Source organism: Brachybacterium paraconglomeratum, assembly GCF_003994255.1.
Lineage (GTDB): Bacteria > Actinomycetota > Actinomycetes > Actinomycetales > Dermabacteraceae > Brachybacterium > Brachybacterium conglomeratum.
In genome coordinates, this window is the sequence record NZ_ML133851.1 from 490261 (window position 1) to 512027 (window position 21767).

22 protein-coding genes and 1 pseudogene are annotated in these 21767 nt (G+C 73.4%); 14 read left to right on the plus strand and 9 right to left on the minus strand.

What is annotated here, in order from left to right; all coding sequences use genetic code 11:
* Positions 1–7 precede the first annotated feature (7 nt).
* Positions 8–1216 carry an aminotransferase-like domain-containing protein gene (locus DS079_RS02210; RefSeq protein WP_126984631.1) on the plus strand — a complete coding sequence of 403 codons (1209 nt, stop codon included), beginning with the start codon at positions 8–10 and terminating at the stop codon, positions 1214–1216.
* A 111-nt stretch (positions 1217–1327) separates the two neighbouring features.
* On the opposite strand, the gene DS079_RS02215 is transcribed toward DS079_RS02210, so the two are convergent.
* The 3 genes and pseudogenes from DS079_RS02215 to DS079_RS02225 all read right to left on the minus strand — a co-directional run.
* Positions 1328–2026: a class I SAM-dependent methyltransferase gene (locus DS079_RS02215; protein ID WP_126984632.1), complete on the minus strand. Its 699-nt coding sequence runs from the start codon at positions 2024–2026 to the stop codon at positions 1328–1330.
* Between the two features lie 13 nt (positions 2027–2039).
* Entirely contained in the window at positions 2040–3566 is a 1527-nt protein-coding gene (locus DS079_RS17575) for a hypothetical protein (RefSeq protein ID WP_126984633.1), read from the minus strand.
* A pseudogene (locus DS079_RS02225) lies at positions 3563–4123 on the minus strand (ABC transporter ATP-binding protein); the annotation flags it as partial. The gene DS079_RS17575 and the pseudogene DS079_RS02225, both read right to left, overlap by 4 nt.
* 524 nt (positions 4124–4647) lie before the next feature.
* Here DS079_RS02225 and DS079_RS02230 point away from each other — a divergent pair.
* The gene (locus DS079_RS02230) at positions 4648–5184 is read left to right on the plus strand and encodes a CarD family transcriptional regulator (protein WP_010551275.1); all 537 of its coding nucleotides are present in this window, start codon (positions 4648–4650) and stop codon (positions 5182–5184) included.
* A gap of 52 nt (positions 5185–5236) precedes the next feature.
* Here DS079_RS02230 and DS079_RS02235 read toward each other — a convergent pair whose 3' ends face one another.
* Positions 5237–6550, minus strand: coding sequence for an MFS transporter (locus tag DS079_RS02235; protein ID WP_126984635.1), 1314 nt, complete (start codon positions 6548–6550; stop codon positions 5237–5239).
* A 70-nt stretch (positions 6551–6620) separates the two neighbouring features.
* On the minus strand, positions 6621–7292 hold the full coding sequence (locus tag DS079_RS02240) for an SRPBCC domain-containing protein (protein ID WP_126984636.1): 672 nt from the start codon (positions 7290–7292) through the stop codon (positions 6621–6623).
* Between the two features lie 91 nt (positions 7293–7383).
* On the opposite strand from DS079_RS02240, the gene DS079_RS02245 reads away from it, so the two are divergent.
* From DS079_RS02245 to DS079_RS02280, 8 genes are all read left to right on the plus strand, one after another.
* A complete protein-coding gene (locus DS079_RS02245) occupies positions 7384–8130 on the plus strand; it encodes an HAD family hydrolase (RefSeq protein ID WP_126984637.1) in 747 nt (248 codons plus the stop codon).
* On the plus strand, positions 8127–10673 hold the full coding sequence (locus tag DS079_RS02250) for a glycoside hydrolase family 65 protein (protein ID WP_126984638.1): 2547 nt from the start codon (positions 8127–8129) through the stop codon (positions 10671–10673). Before DS079_RS02245 ends, DS079_RS02250 begins: the two co-directional genes overlap by 4 nt.
* A 148-nt stretch (positions 10674–10821) precedes the next feature.
* Complete coding sequence (locus DS079_RS02255; protein WP_126984639.1) at positions 10822–12003, plus strand: YihY/virulence factor BrkB family protein; 1182 nt, start codon at positions 10822–10824, stop codon at positions 12001–12003.
* On the plus strand, positions 12000–12566 hold the full coding sequence (gene def / locus DS079_RS02260; protein ID WP_126984640.1) for a peptide deformylase: 567 nt from the start codon (positions 12000–12002) through the stop codon (positions 12564–12566). The genes DS079_RS02255 and def overlap by 4 nt, the downstream gene beginning before the upstream one ends.
* A gap of 137 nt (positions 12567–12703) precedes the next feature.
* Positions 12704–13129 carry a QcrA and Rieske domain-containing protein gene (locus DS079_RS02265; RefSeq protein WP_053918021.1) on the plus strand — a complete coding sequence of 142 codons (426 nt, stop codon included), beginning with the start codon at positions 12704–12706 and terminating at the stop codon, positions 13127–13129.
* A 7-nt stretch (positions 13130–13136) separates the two neighbouring features.
* Positions 13137–13952: a tRNA (guanosine(46)-N7)-methyltransferase TrmB gene (gene trmB, locus DS079_RS02270; protein WP_126984641.1), complete on the plus strand. Its 816-nt coding sequence runs from the start codon at positions 13137–13139 to the stop codon at positions 13950–13952.
* Positions 13953–13986: 34 nt separating this feature from the next.
* Entirely contained in the window at positions 13987–15030 is a 1044-nt protein-coding gene (locus DS079_RS02275; RefSeq protein WP_126984642.1) for an LCP family protein, read from the plus strand.
* A gap of 47 nt (positions 15031–15077) precedes the next feature.
* The gene (locus DS079_RS02280) at positions 15078–15443 is read left to right on the plus strand and encodes a DUF4235 domain-containing protein (RefSeq protein ID WP_126984643.1); all 366 of its coding nucleotides are present in this window, start codon (positions 15078–15080) and stop codon (positions 15441–15443) included.
* Positions 15444–15628: 185 nt separating this feature from the next.
* Here the strand turns inward: DS079_RS02280 and phoU are convergent, their stop codons facing one another.
* On the minus strand, positions 15629–16309 hold the full coding sequence (phoU, locus tag DS079_RS02285) for a phosphate signaling complex protein PhoU (protein ID WP_126984644.1): 681 nt from the start codon (positions 16307–16309) through the stop codon (positions 15629–15631).
* Positions 16310–16481: 172 nt separating this feature from the next.
* Here phoU and DS079_RS02290 point away from each other — a divergent pair, with 172 nt between their 5' ends.
* Both DS079_RS02290 and DS079_RS02295 read left to right on the plus strand, forming a co-directional pair.
* Positions 16482–17747, plus strand: coding sequence for a sensor histidine kinase (locus DS079_RS02290; protein ID WP_126984645.1), 1266 nt, complete (start codon positions 16482–16484; stop codon positions 17745–17747).
* Between the two features lies 1 nt (position 17748).
* Positions 17749–18438, plus strand: a complete 690-nt coding sequence (locus DS079_RS02295; protein WP_010551262.1) for a response regulator transcription factor — start codon at positions 17749–17751, stop codon at positions 18436–18438.
* A gap of 91 nt (positions 18439–18529) precedes the next feature.
* On the opposite strand, the gene DS079_RS02300 is transcribed toward DS079_RS02295, so the two are convergent.
* A complete protein-coding gene (locus DS079_RS02300; RefSeq protein ID WP_010551261.1) occupies positions 18530–19027 on the minus strand; it encodes a hypothetical protein in 498 nt (165 codons plus the stop codon).
* Between the two features lie 278 nt (positions 19028–19305).
* On the opposite strand from DS079_RS02300, the gene DS079_RS02305 reads away from it, so the two are divergent.
* Together DS079_RS02305 and DS079_RS02310 are read left to right on the plus strand one after the other, a co-directional pair.
* Positions 19306–19788 (plus strand): CarD family transcriptional regulator, encoded by a 483-nt coding sequence (locus DS079_RS02305; protein ID WP_010551260.1) that lies wholly within the window; start codon positions 19306–19308, stop codon positions 19786–19788.
* Positions 19789–19796: 8 nt separating this feature from the next.
* Entirely contained in the window at positions 19797–20534 is a 738-nt protein-coding gene (locus tag DS079_RS02310) for an IspD/TarI family cytidylyltransferase (RefSeq protein WP_126984646.1), read from the plus strand.
* A gap of 107 nt (positions 20535–20641) precedes the next feature.
* On the opposite strand, the gene DS079_RS02315 is transcribed toward DS079_RS02310, so the two are convergent.
* Both DS079_RS02315 and DS079_RS02320 read right to left on the minus strand, forming a co-directional pair.
* Positions 20642–20953, minus strand: a complete 312-nt coding sequence (locus DS079_RS02315) for a hypothetical protein (RefSeq protein WP_010551258.1) — start codon at positions 20951–20953, stop codon at positions 20642–20644.
* 10 nt (positions 20954–20963) lie between these two features.
* Positions 20964–21740, minus strand: coding sequence for an IspD/TarI family cytidylyltransferase (locus DS079_RS02320; RefSeq protein WP_010551257.1), 777 nt, complete (start codon positions 21738–21740; stop codon positions 20964–20966).
* Positions 21741–21767 lie beyond the last annotated feature (27 nt).

The following is a 21767-nucleotide window of genomic DNA, read 5'->3' on the forward strand; positions in this document are numbered from 1 at the left end:
TGGGGCGATGACCACGCCCCCGAGCTCCGCACCGTTCCGCTTCCCCGTCGCCGCGCGCTACGCGGGGATGGAGTCCTCCCCGCTCAAGGACATCTTCGCCCTCGCCGCTCGCGAGGACGTGGTCTCCTTCGCCGGCGGCATCCCGGACCCGGAGCTGTTCGCGCTCGAGGAGGTCACCGCCTGCTACGACTGGGTGCTCTCCCAGCAGGGCGATCGCGCGCTGCAGTACGGGGTCAGCGAGGGCGAGCTCGAGCTGCGCGAGCAGGCCGCGCGCCGCGTCTCGCGCGACCTCCCCACCGACGCCTCGCAGATCCGCGTCACGTCCGGCTCCCAGGAGGGGCTGTTCGTCGTCGCCCAGGCCCTGCTCGAGCCGGGTGACGTGGTGCTGGTGGAGTCACCGACCTATCTCGCCGCGGTCCAGGCCTTCGCGGTGCACGGCGCGCGGATGATCGGGGTGGACACCGACGACGACGGCGTGATCCCCGAGGCGCTCGAGGAGGCGATCCGCACCCACCACCCGCGGATGGTGTACCTGATCCCCACGTTCCAGAACCCGACCGGGCGCACGATGCCGCTCGAGCGACGCCAGGCGGTCGCCGAGGTGCTGCAGCGCACGGACGTGCCGCTGATCGAGGACGATCCCTACGGCGCCCTGAGCTTCACCGGCAGCACCTGGGCGCCGATCGCGGCGCTGCCCGGCATGGGCGAGCGGACGATCCTGCTGAACTCGATGAGCAAGCTGATGAGCCCCGGCGTGCGCATCGGCTGGATGCGCGCGGAGGGTCCGGTGCTGGACACCCTCGCCGTGGCGAAGGCCGCGATCTCGATGCAGTCCTCCGTGGTGGACCAGCTGATGGTCGCCCGCTATCTCGAGACCGTGGACCTCGACGCCCACGTCGCCCGGGTCAGCGCCGTCTACCGCGAGCGGCGCGACGCGATGTCCGCGGCGATCGCCCCGGTGCTGCCGGACGGAGCGCACGTGACCCGTCCCGAGGGCGGGATGTTCCTGTGGGCCGCGCTCGGCGAGGGCTACGACGCGCAGGAGATGCTCGCCGACGCCGTCGAGGCCGGGGTCGCCTATCTGCCCGGCTGGTCCTTCTACGCCGACCATGCGGACCGCTCCACGATGCGGCTCAGCTTCGTCACCCACTCCCCCGCCGTGATCGAGGACGCCGTCGCCCGCCTCGGCGAGGTCATCGCCGCGCACCGCGCCTGAGCCGGCGCCCGGGCCGGCACCTGGGCCGACGCCCGACGGCCCGTCCTCCGACGCGCGGTGTCGCGGCGCACCGCGCCCCGGCTCGGCGGGCGCGGCGACAGGGCAGAGGCGTCAGATCGGCTTCTGCCACCGCAGCGTCGAGCGGAAGCCCTCGCGCCGGTGCAGCACGGCCCCCGGCAGGATCTCCCGGGACCGCTCGCGCAGCTCCTCGTGCGACCATGCCGGGTCTTGGACCGGGATGCTCGGCCCGGGGACGGGATCCCGCACGGGGCGCGGATGCTTCACGAGCCCGATCAGCGGGTTCGACAGCGCATCGCCGATGTCCCACAGCAGGCCGAGGCGCGTGCGGGGCACGGTGAGGGTGACCACGAGCAGACGCCCGCCGGGACGCAGCAGGTCGCGGGCCTGGGCGAGGGCTGGCTCGAGCTCCATGTGGTGGAGGGAGGCGATCATGGTCAGCGCGTCGTAGTGCCCTCCTGTCCCCTCGGCCCGCAGTGTCTCGGCATGCGCCGCGAGTCCGCGCCGGCGGATCGCGACGCCGTCGAGGTCACGGCACCGCTCGGCGGCGACGAGCGCCATCCGGGGGTCGGGGTCGATGCCGTCGACCTGCGCGACGCGCCCGGCGAGGGCGCGCACGAGGTCGCCGCGTCCGCAGCCGACGTCGAGGACCCGCGCCGCCCCCGGCGGCAGCGAGCGCAGCACCCAGCGGTGGAAATGGGCGTTGTGGTCCCAGGGATGGCGCGCGTTCAGGCGGTGCAGTGCCCGTTCCGCCCGGCGGATCACGGGGTTCGGCGTCGTGCGGATGTCCACCTCTCGCCTCCTCTCATGCCTGCAGCTCCCGCAGGCGTCGTCGGGTCAGCAGCACGAGCAGGCCGACGAGCGCGGCCGCGGTGAGGAGCACGGCCCCGGGGCCGGAGGGGAGCACGAGCAGCAGCGCCGCGGCGCCCAGCAGCGGCACGACGACGGCGTCGGCCTGCCAGGCCAGCATGACCAGCACCGACAGGTCCCCCTGAGGGGTCGGGATCGGCGTGGCGAGCGCGAGCGGCATGGTGCCCTTCGCCGCCTCCCAGGCCCGTGCGGCGAGGACCGTGGCGGCCACGGCGACGGGCAGCAGCACGGAACCGCTCCCCGCCCCGCCGCCCACGACCGCGGCGAGCGTCCCGCCGAGCGCGCCGAGCGCCACCAGGAGCAGCCCGGGCGCGGCGGCGTGCAGCAGCAGCTGCGTCCCCGCGCGCTGACCGAGCAGGGGCGGGGCGCCGAGGGTGTGCACCCCGTGACGGATCCCGTCGACGAAGGCTCCCGCCCCGGTCCGCAGCGCGAGGGCGCCCAGCAGCAGCGCCGTCCAGGCCGCCGGCCCCGGCAGCAGCGGCGCCCCGCCCAGGGCGACGGCGCCGAGCAGCACCGCGAGCGCACCGCCCGCGCACCGGTCGGGCGTCCGCAGCCAGGCGACCGCGTCCCGTCGTGCGTACAGCAGCGCCGTCGGGCCCCCGCCGATCGCCCGCAGACGTCGGCCCGCCGCGGGCAGGGCGCGGAAGGCGCCGGCCGCCCCGGCGAGGTCCGTCGACGCCGCGGCGGTGGTCGCGGCCTCCCAGCGCATCGCCTGCACGGCCAGCTCGGTCCCCCGCAGCCGACCGAGCAGCCCTGTGCACAGCGCGACGCCGGCCGCGCCCGCCGCCGCGAGGCCCACCGCCCAGGCCGCGACCTGCCCGCCCGACGGCGCGACGCTCTGGGACCACATGCCGCGGTCGGACTCCCGGACGGCCAGCAGCGGGGGCGCGGCCGCGATCCCCGCACCGAGCCCGAGCAGGAGGACCAGGAGGCGCCGGGGCGTCGGCCGCAGCAGCTGCCCCGCGGACCAGGCTCCTCCCCACAGCAGCCCCAGCCCGGCCCCGGCGAGCGCCAGGAGCGCCGCCGTGCCCGGCCCCGTCCGGCCTGCCGCCATCAGCGTCGCCGCCACCAGCACGGCGGGCAGCGCGGCGGCGAGCAGCGGCAGCAGCAGCGCCCGTGCGAAAGGGCGTCGCAGCACCCGGCCGCGTGGGAGCGGGCCGCCGGCCAGGGTCGCGGTGAAGAAGGGCGGGAGCAGGGCGGGGCCCCGCACCGCGCCGAGGCCGAGCAGGCCGGCGGCGACGGCGAGGGACAGCGCGGTCGCCGTGGGCGGCGCCCCGGCGCTCAGCAGGAGGGCGAGCACGTCCCCTCGTGCCAGCGCCCGGCCCGCCGACAGCAGCGCCGGCAGCCCGAGCACGACGGCTCCCATCGCGACGACGTAGAGCAGATAGAGCAGGTCGCCGCGGGAGCGGGCGCGGGACCGCTGCGCCCACACCTCGCGGACGGGGCCGAGGGAGGCGCTCACCACGGCTCCTCGAGCGCGAGCCGGCCGTCGGCGAGCTGATCGACCAGGCGCGGGCTGTGGCTCGCGAGCACGATCGCGGTCCCGGCCCGGGCCCTGGCGCGCAGCGCGTCGATCACCAGATCGAGCCGGTCGGGGTCCAGGCGCTGCTCGGGCTCGTCCAGGACCAGCACGGCGCTGGGGCGGGCGAGGACGAGTGCGAGGGAGACCAGCTGGGACTGGCCGCTGGAGAGCTCGTGGGGGAAGCGGTCCGCGAGCGGGAGGATCCGCAGCTCCTCGAGGAGCTCCCGGCCCCGCGCACGGGCGGCCGCGGCGTCGCTCCCCCAGGTCGCCCCCACGAACTGGAGGTGCTCGAGGACGGTGAGGTCCCGGGCGGTCTGCGCCGGTCCGATGAGCGCCGCGAGCGCCTCGCGGAAGACGCGGTCGCGGTCGTCGGGGCGCCTGCCCGCCACGCGCACCCGTCCGGCCGTCGGTGCGAGGAGGCCGGCGAGGACCCGCAGCAGGGTCGTCTTGCCGCTGCCGTTGGGGCCGGTGACGGCCAGGACCTCGCCTGCGGCGACGCGGCCGCTCGCCTCCAGCAGCAGCACGCTCTCCTCCCGCAGCACGCCGATCCCCTCGAAGGCCACGACCTCCGGCGAGGTCGAGGGCGGCGGGATCGTCGAGAGAGGGACCGGCATGGCCCCATTCCACCGCATCGGCCCGCCGCCCGACCCCGACGATCGTCGGCACTCCGTCGCGACTCCGGGGAGGAGCGTCCTGTCCGGAGCCACAAGCCCGCCGCCGTCCGATCGCGGCCGTGCGATCGCGGCCGTCCGATCGCGGCCGTCCGACCGGAGCGACCGGGCCCGGATGTGACCCACACGGAAACGTCAGGGCCTGGATTAATTGTCAGATCCGTGAGACCATGGTGAGGCGCTGTCGTAGGCCTCGCCACCCTGTTCCTGCAGGTCGAGCGGGGCTCGAGCCGCCCTCGTCCCCCTCATGGACCGGTCCCGCAGGGCCGGGCAGAGGTCGAGGACGGCCGCCTCGACCCCACCAGGGCCGCGGTACCGGCGGCGCACAGGTCCACCGAGGAGGAACCCCCTTGTCCGTTGCCACTGCGTCCGACTCCACCGCGTCGAAGGTCGGCAAGGTGCTCACGCACCCCGTCCACGGTCCGGTGCGCATCGTCTCGACCCTGACCCGCACCGTCCGGGGCGAGCAGCGCGAGTACGTGGACCTGGAGGTCATCGGCGACGAGATGCAGATCTCCGTGCCCGCCGACGGCAAGGACGTCGTCGGTCTGCGCCCGGTGCTCGGGACGAAGGAGATCGACGAGCTGATCGCCCAGCTCGGCGAGCCCATCGAGCCCCCGGCGAAGAAGGCGTCCTGGGCCCACCGCATCAAGTCCCTGCAGATGCAGCTCCAGTCCGGCCGTCTCACCGACCGCATCGAGGTCATCCGCTCGATCGTGCGCGACTCCGGCGGCACCCCGTCCTCCCTCGCGGAGCGGAACCTGCTCAAGCAGGCCATCGACCCGCTGGCGTCGGAGATCGCGATCGCCCGCTCCGTGCCCCGCGAGCAGGCCGCGGAGCTGCTGCAGAGCACCGCCGAGAACGCGCTGGTCGACGCCGCGGCCTGACCGCCGCTCCCGGTGCTCTCCCCGAGCCGCCGCACCGCCCCGCTGCCCCGTGTCAGCGCCCCCGGGTCCCCCCGGAGGGTGTGACGCGGGGCAGCGTGCGTGAGAGCCACATCCCGCCCGCGACGCAGAGCGCCCCGGTGGCGGCACCCGCGACGGCGACGGGGGCGAGCAGGGTGATCGCGGTGACCAGCAGCGGGGCGGAGAGCCGCCCGGCGCCGAGCATCGTGTTCCACCAGGAGAGGTAGCGGGTGCGCCCGTGGACCGGGGAGACGTCGATCCCGAGGGTCATCACGATCCCGGAGCCGAGCCCGTTGCCGAGTCCGATCAGCAGGCTGGGCAGGAGCAGCGCCAGCACCGCGGCAGTGCCGCTCCCGCCCGCCCAGACGGTGCCGAGCAGCGCCAGCAGGAGGAACCCCGCCCCCATCACGAGCGCGCAGGGCACCGCGACCGCGGAGCGGCCGTACCTGTCCATGAGCGTCCCCGCCGGGATCACCAGCAGGATCTCCAGCGCAGCGGAGATACCGAAGACCACCGAGATCCACACCGGGTCCAGGCCCAGCGCATCGCCCAGCAGCGGGACGATCACGGGCCGGTTCACCCGCGCCATCATCACCGGCGCGATCCCGACGCCGACGGCGACCATCCGCCGCAGCACCGCCCGGTCCAGCGCGACGCGAGCCGTGGTGCGCGGGGCGCGGCCCCGTCGGCCCGTCGCGCCGCCCGCCCGCGCCTCCCCCGGCGGGAGGAACACGGCCACCATCACGGTGCCGGCCGCGGCGGTGAGCGCGAAGAGCAGGAACACCCAGGCCATCGATCCGGCCGCCATCACGACCGCGCCGAGCAGCGGCCCGATCACCTCCCCCACCCGGATCACCCCGCCGAAGAGGGTCATGCCGCGTGCCCGCATCGTCGCGGGCAGGGCGGTGCCGAGATACGCCTGCCGTCCCAGCTGCCACACCTGGGTGCTCGCGGCCATCACCAGCAGCAGGACCACCAGCATGATCCGGTGCACGAGATCGCCGCCGCCCCCGAGCGCGGGCGCGATCAGCATGAAGGCCAGGACGTTCGAGACCACGAGCAGGCAGCCCGTGATCACCAGTGCCGCGCGCGCCCCGATCCGGGAGATGAGGCGTCCGGCGGGGATCGGGCCGAGGAAGGAGGTGAGGCCGAAGATGGTCGACAGCGCCGCGGCCTGCGGGACGCTGAAGCCGAGGTCGCGCGCCAGCAGGGGGATCACCGGCATCAGCGCGGCCAGGCCCACGAACTCCAGCAGGCTCGGCGCGTAGACCGAGGGGACCAGCCCGCGCAGCACCGCCGCGGGTGAGCGCCCGTCCCTCGAGGCGGGGCCGGGGGCAGGGGTGGTCACCGCCCGAGTGTGGCACCGGGTCGTGAGCCGGGGCAAAGACCTCCCGGGGACCGGACGCCGTCCCGCCCCCTCAGGCCTCCTGCGGGGAGGCCAGGCGGGAGCGGAGCGCCTCCGCCTCGACGCGCCGTGCGACGCCCTCGTCCACCCCGGCCGCGACCGCCTCGGCGGCCCAGCGCACGGACCAGGCGCGCAGGTAGCGACGCCCCTCCTCGCCCCGCATCCACTCGCGGGTGGGGACAGGCGCCTCGGCGAGGCAGCCATGGCGCCAGCCGTCGGTGTGCGCGACGAGCGCGAGCAGCGCGAGCTCCCAGCCGAGCGCCACCTCGCCCGGGCCGCCCCGGTCGAAGCGCTCGCGAGGCACGAGGACCGTGTGGCGCAGCCGCAGCAGCGTCGTGCCGTCGTCCTCCGGGTCCAGCCGGATCTGGAGCGGGTCCTCCTCGCCGATCTGCTCCCACAGCAGGGAGAGACGGTGGGGCTCCTCGACCTCGAGCACGGTCCCGCTCGCGCCGTGCGGCGCGGTGAAGCGCCCGCCCTCGTGCAGCTCGCCCCGGACGGGGCCGTACCAGGCCTCGAGCTGCTCGGGGCGGGTCAGCAGGGGCCACAGCCGCGCCGGGGCCAGGTCCAGGTTGGTGGTGAGGGTGAGCACCGCCCGCACCTGCGGGTGGCCGCCGGGGGCCTGCTCGTCGATCTCGAGCTCGCGCCGCACCGCGTCCAGGGCGGGCAGCGACTCGGTGGCAGTCATCGTCTCCTCGGAAGGTCTCGAGCCGTTCCGTGCCGGCGCACGGGCGCGGACACGGACCCTCGAAGCGTAGCCCACCGCGGAGGCCCGTAGCATTGCCGATGTGACTTCAGCGCGAACCTTCCGACCAGCAGATCTCACGGCTCATCTCTTCGATCTCGACGGGGTCGTGACCCCGACGGCCGAGGTGCACATGCGCGCCTGGGCGACGATGTTCGAGGAGTTCCTCTCCTCCCGCGGCGTCGAGGCGCCGTACACGGAGGCGGACTACTTCGAGCACGTCGACGGCCGCCCCCGCTACGACGGCGTCCGTGCGGTCCTCGCCTCCCGCGGCCTCGAGCTGCCCGAGGGCGAGGACTCCGACCCCGGCGAGCAGAGCGCCGGGGCGGAGACCGTGCGCGGCCTCGGCAACCGCAAGAACGAGCTCGTGCTCGAGCTCCTGCGCCGCGACGGCGTGGCGCCCTACCCGGGCACCGTCGCCTATCTGGACTCGCTCGGCGACGGGGCGCGGCTGGCGATCGTCTCCTCCTCCCGCAACGCGGAGGAGGTGCTGCGCTCGGCCGGGCTCCGGGAGCGCTTCGAGCACGTGGTCGACGGGAACGTCGCCGCCCGCGAGGGCCTGCCGGGCAAGCCCGCCCCGGACACCTTCCTCCGCGCCGCCGCGCTGCTGGGCGTCGAGCCCGCCGACGCGGTGGTCTACGAGGACGCCGTCTCCGGCGTCGCCGCCGGCGCCGCAGGGCGCTTCGGCGCCGTCGTCGGCGTAGACCGCGGAGCGGGGCGCGAGGAGCTGACCGCCGCCGGAGCCACCCTCGTCGTCGCCGATCTGGAGGAGCTGGCATGACCCGTCTGCGCTCGCTGCCCGAGGACCCCGTGGACCGCACCCGCCTGCCGGTCGACGAATGGCGCCTGGTCGAGTCACGGCCGGACGGGGACCTGGGCCTGATGGAGACTCTGTTCGCGACCGCGAACGGCTATCTCGGCATGCGCGGCACGCCCGAGGAGGGCCGGGACGCGCACAGCCACGGCACCTTCCTCAACGGCTTCCACGAGACCTGGGACATCAACCACGCCGAGTCCGCCTTCGGCTTCGCCCGCACAGGGCAGACGATGATCTCGGTGCCGGACTCCTCCACGCTCAAGCTGTACGTGGACGACGAGCCGCTGCTGCTGTCGATCGCGGACCTCGAGGAGTACGAGCGCTGGATCGACTTCCGCGAGGGCGTGCTGCGGCGCGAGCTGATCTGGCGCACCCCCGCCGGGAAGCGCGTGAAGGTCTCCACCGCGCGGATGATCTCCTTCTCCCAGCGCCACCTCGCGCTGATGACGATGCGGGTGGAGATGCTGGAGGGCTCCGCCCCGATCGCGATCTCCTCCCAGATCGTGAACCGGCAGGACTTCCGCGACGACTTCGGCAAGGGCGTGGACGGCGGCCCCGTCACCGACAAGGCCGATCCGCGCCAGACCACCGCCTTCACCCACCGGGTGCTCGAGCCGATGCAGGACTGGCACAGCGAGCGGCGGATGCTGCTGGGCTACCGGGTGGCGCGCTCGGGCATGACCCTCGCCGTCGGCGCGGACCACGTGATCGAGTCCGACGCCGAGACCGAGCACCTCATGGACACCTCGGCCGACTTCGGCCGACAGGTCACCCGCGCCCATCTCGAGGAGGGCTCGGTGCTGACGGTGCGCAAGTCGGTGGCCTACCACTCCTCGCGCTCGGTGCCCCATCGCGAGCTCTTCGACCGCTGCCGCCGCACCCTGGACCGGGTGCGTCGTGACGGCTTCGAGGCGCATCTCGCGGCGCAGCGGGAGTACCTCGCGGACTTCTGGCAGAGCTCGGACGTGCAGCTGCCGGGCCAGCCCGAGGCGCAGCAGGCGACGCGCTGGTGCCTGTTCCAGCTCGCCCAGGCCACGGCCCGCTCCGACCAGTGGGGCATCCCCGCCAAGGGCGTGACCGGCTCGGGCTACGAGGGCCACTACTTCTGGGACAGCGAGATCTACGTCGTCCCCTTCCTCACCTTCACCCAGCCGCGCTGGGCCCGCAACGCGCTGCGCTTCCGCACGACCATGCTGCCCAAGGCGCGCGAGCGGGCACGGGAGCTGAACCAGCGCGGGGCCCTGTTCCCCTGGCGCACGATCAACGGCGACGAGGCCTCCGCCTACTACGCGGCCGGCACCGCGCAGTACCACATCGACGCCGACGTCTCCTACGCCTTCTGCCAGTACGCGGACGTGACCGGCGACGTCGACTTCGAGCGCCGCGACGGGGTGCAGGTGCTGGTGGAGACCGCCCGGATGTGGGCGGACCTCGGGTTCTGGCGGGTCACCGCCGCGGGCGTCTCGAGCTTCCACATCAACGGCGTGACCGGTCCGGACGAGTACACGACGGTCGTGAACAACAACCTGTTCACGAACGTGATGGCGCGCTACAACCTGCGCCGCGCGGCCCGCGCCGTGCGGGACCTGCGCGCGGCCGACGAGGCCGCCTACGAGGCGCTGCGCGTCGAGCTCGAGCTGGACGAGATGGAGCTGGACCAGTGGGAGGCCTGCGCGGACGGCATGTTCGTGCCGAAGGACGGCTCCCTCGGGATCCACCTCCAGGAGGACCGCTTCCTGGAGCGGGAGATCTGGGACGTGGCGAACACTCCGGAGGAGGCGTTCCCGCTGCTGCTGAACTTCCACCCGCTGGTGATCTACCGCTTCCAGGTGCTCAAGCAGGCCGATGTGGTGCTGGCCCAGTTCCTGCGCGGCAGCGAGTTCACCGCGGAGGAGAAGCGCGCCGACTTCGAGTACTACGACCCGATCACCACCGGGGACTCCTCGCTCTCGGCCGTGGTGCAGTCGATCATGGCCGCCGAGGTGGGCCATCAGGAGGCGGCGCTGGACTACTTCCGGGCCGGGCTCTTCGTGGACCTCGGGAACCTCCACGGCAACACCTCCGACGGCGTGCACATCGCCTCGGCGGGCGGGGTGTGGAACGCGCTCGTGCACGGCTTCGGCGGGATGCGCCATGACGAGGGCCGGATCGGCTTCGACCCGCGCCTGCCGGCGCAGTGGCCCGAGCTCTCCTTCCCGCTGACGGTGCGCGGCTCCCGCTTCCGGGTGCGCCTGGTGCGCGAGGAGATCTCCTTCACCCTCGAGGCCGGCGAGGAGATCGAGGTCTCCGTGCGCGGCGAGAGCGTGCGGGTGACCGCCGAGGGCGTCTCCGTGCCGCTCGCGGACCAGGGCCCGCTGCTGGACGATGCGGTGCTGTCCAGGCCCGTCGGCCTGGGCGATGCCCGCGCGGACGGCTCGATCATGACCTCCTTCGTGCCGGGCGATCCCGAGGACCCGTGGGAGTACCCGGTCGCCTCCGACCCCGACGACATCGTCGACGAGGGCTGAGAGATCAGCGACGGAGGCTGACCGGCGCGTCACGAGGGCGGGGGCCCTGCGGTGCGGTGGACTAGGCTCCACAGCGCCCGCACGGCCCCCGTCCCTCCGTCCCGACCTCCCGGTCCGGGACCCGACATCCCTCCGGAGCAGCTCCACGGTGACCACCTCCCGTCCGCGTCGGCCACGGCCGCAGGTCGAGCTCGTCCGACCCCGGCTGAGCATCCTGCACGTCCTGAACCGGGTGCGGATGCGGCTGCTGGACATCCAGGTGTGGGACGTGGCCGGGACGATGACCTTCTACCTGCTGCTGTCGCTGTTCCCGGGCGCGGTGGCCGTCGTGTCGATGATGTCGCTGATCGGGATCGAGGCGGAGACGCTCTCCGCGCTCTCCGGACTGATCACCGAGATCTTCCCGACCCTGGATCCGCGCCCCTATCTCGGGGCGATCCAGGCCGTCTCCAGCACCGGCGGCGGCCTGCTGGGCCTGCTGCTGGGCACGCTCGGCTCGCTGGTCTCCGCGTCCAACGGCGTCGCCGCCTTCCATCGCGCGCTGCACAGGGTCTACGACACCCGCGAGGGGCGGCCCTTCCTGTGGTTCCGCACCATCGTGTTCGGCGAAACGGTGCTCATCACCGCGGTGGTGCTGCTCGCGATCGGCATGATCATCCTGGGCGGCGAGGCGAGCCAGCGCATCGGCGAGTTCATCGGTATCCCCATGATCGCCTTCCATGCCTGGAACATCGTGAAGTGGCCGGTCCTGCTGGTCATCCTGATCATCGGGGTGTCGCTGGCCTACTACCTGTTCCCCAACGTGCGCCTGCCGCGCTACCGGCTGATGACTCTGGGCTCGACCCTCAGCGTGCTCACCCTGTTCGGGACCGCGCTGGTGGCCGGGCAGCTGCTCGTCTACGCGACCCGCTTCGCGGAGGTCCTCACCGCCCTCAACGGCCTGATCGCGATCCTGCTGCTGATGTGGATCGCGAACATCGTGGTGGTCACCGGCGCGGCGCTGGACGCCGAGTTCCTGCGCGCCCGCCAGCTCGCCACCGGCCTGGAGGCATGGCACAAGCTCGAGCTCGCGCCGCACGCGACCCACACCCTGGACTTCCTCGCCCGTGACGCCGACGAGGCGGAGGAGCTGGGCCGCGCGGTCGCCGAGTCCGTCCGCAGCGGGGAGCCCCTGCGGCGGGAGCGGGGCGCCTGGATCGTCGAGTCGACCAACCCTCTCGCGGTGAACCCGCCGCGCCGACACCGGGTCACCAGCGACCCCCTCCCCGAGGAGAGCACCGACACGGAGCGCTCCGCCGACCCGTCGAGCCAAGGAGGCTCCCCCGCATGACCGTCCGCCCGATCACCATCGCCGGCCATCGCGCGCTCTCGCAGCGCACCCGCCGCGTCCGAGAGGTCACCGACGAGCTGCGCACGCTCGTCGCGGACATGTTCGAGACGATGGACGCGGCCAGCGGCGTCGGCCTCGCCGCACCGCAGGTGGGCTCCCGCTGGCGGCTGTTCGTGTACTCCTGCCCCGACGCGAGCGACACGCTGCGACGCGGCGTGGTGCTCAACCCGGTCCTCGAGCGCTTCGGCGGGATCGCCCTGGACGAGGAGACCCTCGAGGGATGCCTCTCCGTCCCGGGCGAGGGGTTCCCCACCGCACGGCACCGCGGCGCCCGGGTGACGGGCACGGATCTCGACGGGGCCGAGGTCGTGCTGGAGGACGAGGGCGGGGTGCTCGCCCGCGCGCTCCAGCACGAGGTCGACCATCTCGAGGGGACCCTCTATCTCGACCGGCTCACCCCGGCGAGGAAGCGGGAGGCGCTGGACGCGGTGCGCGACCGGGGCTGGCGCGCGGGCGGCATCCTCACCTGGGACCCGAGCGAGATGGAGGCCGCGGAGGTCTGAGCCGCGGGCGCGGCGGCGACGCTGTGCGTGCCCCGGCGCGCCTCCGGGGATCGTGGGACGATCACGAGGCGGTCGCGGCGGTCACACCCGCTCCCCGCCGCGCCCCGACGCACAGGGACCCTGACTATCCTGGCGGCATGGAACGTCCCTGCCTCTCCCGCCGCCACGCCCTCCTGCTACCCGCCTCCGCGGCCGGTCTCGGAGGCCTCGCGGCCTGCGCTCCGGAGGACCAGGGCTTCGGCACGGCCGAGCCGCTGCGCGCGGAGGAGGGCTCGATCCCGCTGGCGGACGTGCCCGAGAACGCCTCGACGCTGGTGAACTTCGGCGGCCAGCAGCCCTTCGTGCTCCTGGTCCGCGGGACCGGGGAGGACGTCTCCGCCTACTCCGGCTACTGCACCCACAACGGCTGCGCCCTCCGTCAGGAGGAGACCGAGCTGGACTGCCCCTGCCACGGCTCGCGCTTCGACGCGACCAGCGGCGAGGTGCTCGTCGGCCCCGCGACCCGTCACCTGCCGAGCGTGGAGATCGTCGTCGAGGGCGATCAGATCCGTCGCGCGTCCTGAGGCAGCAGTGACACCGCCCACCACTCCCCCGCCCCTGCATCCCGCCCGACGCGATGCCGGCACCACCCGCCGCGACGTCGTCTCCTTCGTGCGCCGCGGCGAACGCCTGACGCCCTCGCGCCGCGACTCCTGGGACCGGCTCTCTCCCGAGTACGTGCTGGACCCGCCGCGCGGCGAGCGCGACACGCTCCCGGCCGACGGGGCCCGGCTGGACCTCGAGGAGGTCTTCGGCCGCCGCGCGGAGCTGGTGGTCGAGGTCGGCAGCGGCCTGGGCGAGAACATCGTCGCGGCCGCGACCGCGCATCCCGAGCGCGACCACCTGGGCGTCGAGGTGTACCTCCCCGGACTCGCCCAGACGCTCAGCCGCGTCGAGAAGGCGGAGCACCCCCGGAACCTGCGCCTGCTGCCCCTGGACGCCCAGAGGGCGCTGCCCGCGATGCTGCCCGAGGCCTCGATCTCCGAGCTGTGGGTGTACTTCGCCGATCCGTGGCCGAAGGCCAGGCACCACAAGCGGCGCCTGATCAACCCGCCCTTCCTCGATGCGGTGCTGCCGCTGCTCGCCCCCGGCGGGCACCTGCGCCTGGCCACCGACTGGGCGCAGTACGCCCACCACATGCGCCGCCGGCTCGATGACAGGCCCGAGCTGGAGCTCGTGCATCCGGACGGCCCGCGCCCCGAGGGGGTCAGCTCCGACGGCGTCCCCGAGGGCATGGCGACCACCGGCTGGGCGCCGCGGTACGGAGGTCGTGTGAAGACCAGCTTCGAGGCCAAGGGGATGCAGGCCGGACGCCTAATATGGGATCTCGCCTACCGCAGGCTGTGACCGCCCCGGCGGCACCGGACGAGGGGACCGATCCATGAACCGCAACGACGACGTCGAGCTGCCCGCCGACTGGGACGACGACTCGGACGTCGGCGCGGAGCGCCGACGAGGCCGCCGCGCGGCCCTCATCGCGTTCGGCCTCGTGGCCGTGCTGGTGATCGGCGTCGGCATCGTGGTCGGCAGCTATCTCAACGGGCTGCGGAATTCCTACGAGAAGCGCTCCGTCGTGGACATCACCCGCGCCGAGGGCGAGCGCCCCGAGGCGGAGGAGGGCACCGGCCAGAACATCCTCCTGCTCGGCTCGGACAAGCGCTCCGAGGAGGCCGCGGCCGCGGAGGGCGTCACCGGTCAGCGCTCGGACGTGATGATGCTCGTGCACATCGCCGACGACGGCGAGAGCGTGTACATCACCTCCTTCCCCCGCGACCTCTACGTCGACATCCCCGGCCACGGCAAGGACCGCATCAACGCCGCCCTCGCCTTCGGCGGCCCCTCCCTGGCGGTGACGACGGTGGAGGACTACACCGGGGTGCCGATCGACCATGTGGCCCTGATCGACTTCGAGGGCATCGAGGGGCTCGTGGACACGCTCGGCGGCGTCGACGTGCAGGTCCCGACGGACTTCGAGGCGGACGGCATCGAGTACACCGCCGGCACGCAGTCGATGGACGGCCGCGAGGCGCTGGTCTTCGTGCGCCAGCGCAAGCAGTTCGCCGACGGCGACTTCCAGCGCAACCGCAACCAGCAGGCGGTCCTCAAGGGCATCGCCGACAAGCTCATCAGCGCCGACACCCTCACCGATCCGCGCAGGCTCGCCGACACGATCGAGGAGGTCTCCCCGTACCTGACCACCGACGAGGGCCTCACCGCCGGCGAGATGACGAAGCTCGGGCTGTCGCTCCGCTCGATCCGAGGGGACGACCTCTACTTCCTCTCCGTCCCCCACGGGGGCCCCACCACGACCAGCGGCGGCGCGAGCGTGGTGGCGACCGACGAGGAGGCGATGGACGTGCTGCGCGAGGCACTGCGCACGGACGACATGGGAACCTATTACGCTCAGTACGCCGGGGCCTACTGAGCCCCTTCGCAGGAGAGCACCCGCGAACCCGACGCCTGGAGGAAACCGTGGCCAATCCGCTCGTGAGCATCATCGTCCCCGTCGCGGGGATCATCGCCGCCTCCGTCGGCAAGAAGGCGGCCGAGACCGGCTGGGGAGTCGTGTTCGGCGAGGACGCCCCGACCACCAAGTCCCAGAAGGCCGCCAAGAAGGACGTCGCCGCGCGGCGCAAGCAGGCGAAGAAGGACGGCGCCTCGAAGGCGGAGATCCAGGCGATCAGGGATCCCGACGACGACCAGCCGGTCTGGAAGCTGATGCTGTGGACGCTGGTCTCCGGCGTGCTGCTGCAGGGCCTGCGGACGGCTGCCCAGCGCGGGGCGAAGAAGGGCGCGGAGCGGCTGACCACCAGGCGGCCCCGCCCGAACCGCGGCTGACCCGACCGGCCGACGGCCTGTCCGCCTGACGCCGAAGGGGCGCCCCGCAGACTCTGCGGGGCGCCCCTTCGTCGTGCTCGGACTCCGTCGGGCTCGGGCTCCGTAGTGCGTGCACTAGGTCATGCTCGGCCTCCCGCGGACCCGTCGGGCCCGGGTGCGGCCGGACCGGAGCTCCGGGGCCCGGCTCAGAACTCCGGGACGTCGACGCCCTCGGAGAGGGTGTCCATCGCGTCGCCGGTGACGAGGAACCCGACGCGGCGCACGAGGGAGACCGCGTGATCGCCCATCCGCTCGTAGAAGCGGATCAGCAACGTCATGTCGATGACCTGGCCGGCGGTGAAGGTGCCGGGCGCGGCCGAGGAGATCTCGCGGGAGACCTCGAGCATGAGCTCGTCCAGCTCGTCGTCGCCCTTCTCGACCTCGGCGGCCTGGGCGAGGTCGCGGTTGGCGATCACCTCGGAGGCCCCCTTGAGGGACTCCAGGCCCACCTCGGACATCCGCGCGATCTTCTCGCGGAACTGCTCGGGGACCGCGGCATCCGGGTGGGTGCGGCGCGCGATCAGCGCGATGTGCGCGGCGAGGTCGCCCATGCGCTCGAGGGAGGAGCTCATGCGCAGGGAGGCGACCAGGAGGCGCAGGTCCGTGGCGACCGGGGCCTGTCGGGCGAGGAGCTCGACGGCCTTCGCGTCGAGCTCGAGGTGACGGTCGTCGATGTGGGGGTCGGCGGTGATGACCCGCTCGGCGAGGGCCAGGTCGCCCTCGAGAAGGGCCCTGGTCGCGTCCGCCAGGGCCGTGCTCACCAGCTCGGCCATGTCCAGCAGGTCGTCGACGATGTGCCGCAGATCGCTCTGGTAGGCCTCGCGCATGTTCTCGCTCCTCTGTCTGATGGGGACTTCTCCCCGATCCTCGCAATGCCGGATGAACGCGCATCGCCCTTGGGTGAACTCGAAGCGTAGTCCCCGTGAACTCCTCCCCTCGTTCGTCCCGACCTGCGACAGGTGGCGGGAGGGTCGAGCGCACGGGGCCTAGGCTGTCCTGGTGCCCCAGTCTGCCCTGCTCCTGCTCGCCGCGGCGATCGGACTCGTGATCGGAGTCGTCGCCACGTCGGCGCTGCGCCGCTCCGAGAGCCGCCGCGCCGAGAAGCCGGCGGCACGGGACGAGGTGGTCCCCGAGGCCGCCGCGGAGGTGCTGGCGATCCTCTCCTCCGCCTATGTGGTGCTGGACTCCGTCGGCGACGTCCTGCGCGCCTCCCCCATGGCCTACTCCTACGGGATCGTGCGCGCCGCCGAGGGCGACTACCCGCGCCTGGCGAGCACGCAGCTGATGGAGCTCGCGTCGGACGTCGGCCGCAACGGCGGGTTCCGCGACGAGCGCCTGACGGTGCGCCGCTCCGCCCAGGGCGACACCGACGCGGTGATCGACGTGCGGATCGGTGCGCTCGGCGAGCACGGGGTGCTGCTGCTGGCCGACGACCTCACGCGAGCGGTGCGGGTGGAGGAGACGCGGCGAGACTTCGTCGCGAACGTGTCCCACGAGCTGAAGACCCCCGTCGGCGCGATCACGCTGCTCGCCGAGACGATGGAGGACGCCGCGGAGGATCCCGACGCGGTGCGCCGCTTCGCCGAACGGATGCAGACGGAGACCCGCCGCCTCTCCCACCTGGTGCAGGAGATCATCGAGCTCTCGCGCGTGCAGGGCAGCTCCGCCCTCACCGACGCCGAGCCGGTCGAGATCGACGAGGTGGTCGAGGAGGCGGTGGCGCTGAACCGCAACTTCGCGCTCGGCTCGAACATCGAGGTCGCCGTCGGCGGCAGCAGCGGGCTGCGCGTCTTCGGCTCCTCCTCGATGCTCACCACGGCGCTGTCCAACCTGATCTCCAACGCGATCACCTACTCCGACCCGCGCACCCGGGTCGGGATCTCGGTGCGGCGCGACGGCGGCATGGTCGAGGTGTCCGTGAAGGACCAGGGCATCGGCATCGCGAAGGACCACCTCGAGCGGGTCTTCGAGCGGTTCTTCCGCGTGGACCGGGCACGCTCGCGCAGCACCGGCGGCTCCGGCCTGGGCCTCGCGATCGTGAAGCACATCGCGACCGACCACGGCGGCGAGGTGACCGCCTGGTCGATGAAGGGCCAGGGGTCGACCTTCACCCTCAGGCTGCCGGAGATGGGCCGCACCGAGACGATCACCGTCGGCTCCCGCACGCTCGAGGTCTCCGCGAACCCGCGCGCGACCGCCTCGACCGACGCTCCCGGCGACGAGCGCCCCCGACCCTCCGACCGACCCTCTGGAAAGGGAAGTTGAGATGACACGCATCCTGATCGTGGAGGACGAGGAATCGTTCTCGGACCCGCTCTCCTACTCGCTGCGGAAGGAGGGCTACGAGGTCGCCGTCGCGGACACCGGCACCGACGGTCTGCGCATCTTCTCCGCCCACGGCGCCGACCTGGTGCTCCTGGATCTCATGCTCCCGGGGATGAGCGGCACCGAGGTGTGCCGGGAGATCCGCCGCACCTCCTCGGTCCCGGTCATCATGCTCACCGCGAAGGACGACGAGTTCGACAAGGTGCTGGGCCTCGAGCTGGGCGCCGACGACTACGTCACCAAGCCCTACTCCTCCCGAGAGCTGCTCGCCCGGATCAAGGCCGTGCTGCGGCGCGGCCAGGACACGGCCGAGGCGGAGGAGGACACGACCCTCACCGCGGGCGGCATCATGATGGACGTCGAGCGTCACGTGGTGCAGGTCCACGGCACCGAGGTGGCCCTCCCGCTGAAGGAGTTCGAGCTGCTGGAGATGCTGCTGCGCAACGTCGACCGGGTGCTCACCCGCGGCCAGCTCATCGACCGCGTCTGGGGCGCGAACTACGTCGGCGACACCAAGACCCTCGACGTCCACGTCAAGCGCCTGCGCGCGAAGATCGAGGACGACCCGAAGAACCCCGTCCACCTCGTGACCGTGCGCGGGCTGGGCTACAAGTTCGAGTCCGGGGCCTGAGCGCCGACCGACGTCGCCCCGAGAACGCGCGAGCGCCCCGCAGCCAGGCTGCGGGGCGCTCGTCGTCCAGGGGGCTCGCGCGGAGCCGGGCTCAGCCGGCGGCGGGCTCGCTCTCCCCGTAGTGGCTGAGGGTGGTCTCGAGCGTGGGCAGCGAGACCGTGGTGGAGAGGTCCCCGGAGGTGACCGCGAGATCGAGGATCGTCCCCGGGAGCACGTCGAGCGCGCCGATCTGCACGGCCTGCTGGCCCTCCTCGGGGCCGAGCTCGACCGTGCCCTGCGCCGGGACCTGCACGCGCGTGGAGAACACGGCGGCACCCTCGTCCTGGCCCTCGAGCTCGACGACGAGGTCCTCGTCGGAGTAGTTCACGACGGTCGCGGAGAAGGTCGGGGCCCCGGTCTCGTCCATCACCAGCACGGCGTTGCGCACGCCGACGTGGAAGGCGCCGTCGACCTCGAGGTTCGCGTTGGTGCCGTCGCCCGCCTGGTAGAACTCGTGGGTCTGCACCGGGCTCATGAAGGTGCAGCCGGACGCCGCGAGGGCGAGGCCCAGGGCGGCGACGGAGAGTGCGAGACGGCGGGGACGGCGCACGGAGGACTCCTGTTCGATGCCGCGGAGCGGCGGGGACGATCGGGGACAGCCCTCACAGGGTACCCCACCGCGGCACCTCGGACGGACCCCGCACCGCAGGTCCGGCGACGGGCTCCTCGGCGCTCGCCGCGCCGCGCCGGACGCTGCGGGCCGCCTGGCGACTCCCCCGCTCAGCACCGCTTTCCGCACCGGCGACGAGAGCGGGTCGGCGCTGGTCGGCGGGCATTTTACCATCCGACCCGGATGGTAGGATGAACGCCGGAAAGGGGACCCACCACATGAACTTCGCTGTCGGCGAGACCGTCGTCTACCCGCACCACGGTGCCGCGCTCATCGAGGAGGTCAAGACCCGCACCATCAAGGGCGAGGACCGCACCTACCTCAAGCTCAAGGTCGCCCAGGGCGATCTCACGATCGAGGTCCCCGCCGACAACGTCGACCTCGTCGGCGTCCGCGACGTCGTGGACAAGGAGGGTCTCGACGAGGTCTTCGAGGTGCTCCGCCAGCCGTACACGGAGGAGCCGACGAACTGGTCCCGCCGCTACAAGGCCAACGTCGAGAAGCTCGCCTCGGGCAACGTCAAGAAGGTCGCCGAGGTCGTGCGCGACCTGTGGCGTCGCGACCAGGACCGCGGCCTGTCCGCCGGGGAGAAGCGGATGCTGGCCAAGGCGCGCCAGATCCTCGTCTCCGAGCTCGCCCTCGCCGAGAAGACCGACGAGGCCGAGGCCGAGACCATCCTCGACGAGGTCCTCGCCTCCTGAGCGCCCCGGTGACGTCCTCGTCCGCCCCGGGGCGGGTCCGACCGCTCGTGCTCGCCCTGGCGCCGCCCGCGCCGGGGATCTCGCACGACGCCGAGACGCCGTCCCTCGAGACGCTCGGCGGCTCGCGCCTGATCGAGCGGCTCCTGGGCACGCTCCATGCGCTGGGCCTGCCCGCCCCGGTCGTCGTCGCCCGCTCCGAGGCGGCGGGACACTTGCGGGCGCTGCTCGATCCGCGCCTGAGGGTCCTCGCGGTCGACGGGGATCGCCGACGGGCGCTGCGCGCCGCGCTCGATGCCTGCGACGACCCGCTCCTGCTCGTCCACGACGCCGAGCGCGCCCTGACCCCGCAGACCGTGATCGCCGAGGTCCTCGCCTCCCTGCACGGAGGCCTGGACGCGGTGGTGCCGGTGGTCGCGATGACCGACTCGGTCAAGGAGGTGCTGCCGGGCGGGCTGCGCAACGTGGACCGCTCCACCCTCGCCGGGCTCCAGAGCCCCCGCCTGCTGCGGCGCGAGGTGCTCGAGGCAGCCCTCGACCCGGCGCAGACCCCTGCTGAGCAGGCGCCTCCGGGCGGGCGCTTCGACGAGATCCACGCCGCCCTGGCCGCCGGCGCCCGGGTGGGGACGGTCCAGGGATCGCACTCGGGCTTCGCGGTGCTGGACCGGCTCACCCTGTGGCAGGCGCAGATCTCGCTGGGCCTGGCCCGGGACACCTCGCACCGACGGGGACTGGCCCGCCGCGGCTGAGCCCCGATGCCGCCGTCGGGCGTCCGGCCGGGGTCGCGCTCGGCCGACGCGTCGGCCCCGCTCGACCGTCCGATCAGCCGTGGCGACCCGCCGTGCCGACCCCGCGCTCAGCCGTCCTGGCGGCTGCGCCAGACGGTGCGGAACTCCTGCGCCATCCGCAGCGGTTTGGACAGCGTGCGCTCGGGGAGACTGCTCGCGAGCTCGCCCGGGTCGCGGCGCAGCCGGCGCATGAGACGGCGCGGCTTGCTGGAGATGCGCTGGCGCAGGTCGGGGAGGTAGTCCTCCGAGACGTCCAGCCGGGTCACCGCGCCGCAGCCGGTGCAGCGGATCTGGGACACGAAGCGCCCTGCATAGACCACCTCGTGCTCCGCGTCCTGCTCGCACGCAGTGCACCGCAGGAAGCTCTCCTCGACGCTCATCGTCCCCTCCTCACGAAGACCTCAAACCTAGCGCGCTGACCACGTCCTGGGCCAGGAGGAGGTCCTGGGCATAGGTGATCTTGAAGTTGGTCTCCTCGCCGCGCACCCAGGTGACCGGGATGTCGGTGTACTCCTCGGCGCAGGAGGCGGTGTCGGTGCCGACGAAGCCGTCGCGCGCGGCCGCCTCGTAGGCGTCCAGGATGGTCGCGGCGTGGAAGCCCTGCGGGGTCTGCACGCGCACGAGCGCTCCGGCGCCCGGCTCCCCCGCTCCGGCGTCCTGATCCCCCGGGCCGGCGAGCCGCTCCCCCGGCGCGACCGGGGCGATGTCCACGGCGGGGATCCCGGGGACGGCGCCGCCGTGCTCGCGCGCGGCGTGCAGCACCGCGGAGGCCAGGCCGTGGGAGACCAGCGGGCGGGCCGCGTCGTGGATCAGCACGGTGTCCACCGCCCCGCTGTCTATCCGGTCGGCGAGATGGCGCAGGGCCGCGAGCTCGGACTCCTGGCGGGTGTCCCCGCCGGGGATGATCTCCAACGGCACATCGGTCTCGCGCGCCTCGACGAAGCGGGCATGCTCGAGGTCCTCGGGGCGGACCACGAACACGAGGATCCCCACCCCCTCGACGCTGGCGAGGGTGTTCAGGCCCCAAGCGGCGATGCTCCGCCCCGACAGCTGCAGGAAGGCCTTGTTGATGCCCGCCCCGACCCGGGTGCCGGAGCCCCCTGCGAGCACGACGCCGGCGGCCCGTCCGACGGGACGGGCCTGGCGCGAGCGGCGGGGCTGGGTCACGCAGGCATCGTAGACGGTGGCGCCGCA

Excerpts from the sequence above, each read along its gene's own strand:
- DS079_RS02295 (WP_010551262.1), top strand. The coding sequence starts at position 17,749 with ATGACACGCATCCTGATCGTGGAGGACGAGGAATCGTTCTCGGACCCG.
- DS079_RS02210 (WP_126984631.1), top strand. The coding sequence starts at position 8 with ATGACCACGCCCCCGAGCTCCGCACCGTTCCGCTTCCCCGTCGCCGCG.
- DS079_RS02265 (WP_053918021.1), top strand. The coding sequence starts at position 12,704 with ATGGAACGTCCCTGCCTCTCCCGCCGCCACGCCCTCCTGCTACCCGCC.
- DS079_RS02275 (WP_126984642.1), top strand. The coding sequence starts at position 13,987 with ATGAACCGCAACGACGACGTCGAGCTGCCCGCCGACTGGGACGACGAC.
- phoU (WP_126984644.1), bottom strand. The coding sequence starts at position 16,309 with ATGCGCGAGGCCTACCAGAGCGATCTGCGGCACATCGTCGACGACCTG.
- DS079_RS02240 (WP_126984636.1), bottom strand. The coding sequence starts at position 7,292 with ATGACTGCCACCGAGTCGCTGCCCGCCCTGGACGCGGTGCGGCGCGAG.
- DS079_RS02305 (WP_010551260.1), top strand. The coding sequence starts at position 19,306 with ATGAACTTCGCTGTCGGCGAGACCGTCGTCTACCCGCACCACGGTGCC.
- DS079_RS02250 (WP_126984638.1), top strand. The coding sequence starts at position 8,127 with ATGACCCGTCTGCGCTCGCTGCCCGAGGACCCCGTGGACCGCACCCGC.
- def (WP_126984640.1), top strand. The coding sequence starts at position 12,000 with ATGACCGTCCGCCCGATCACCATCGCCGGCCATCGCGCGCTCTCGCAG.
- DS079_RS02315 (WP_010551258.1), bottom strand. The coding sequence starts at position 20,953 with ATGAGCGTCGAGGAGAGCTTCCTGCGGTGCACTGCGTGCGAGCAGGAC.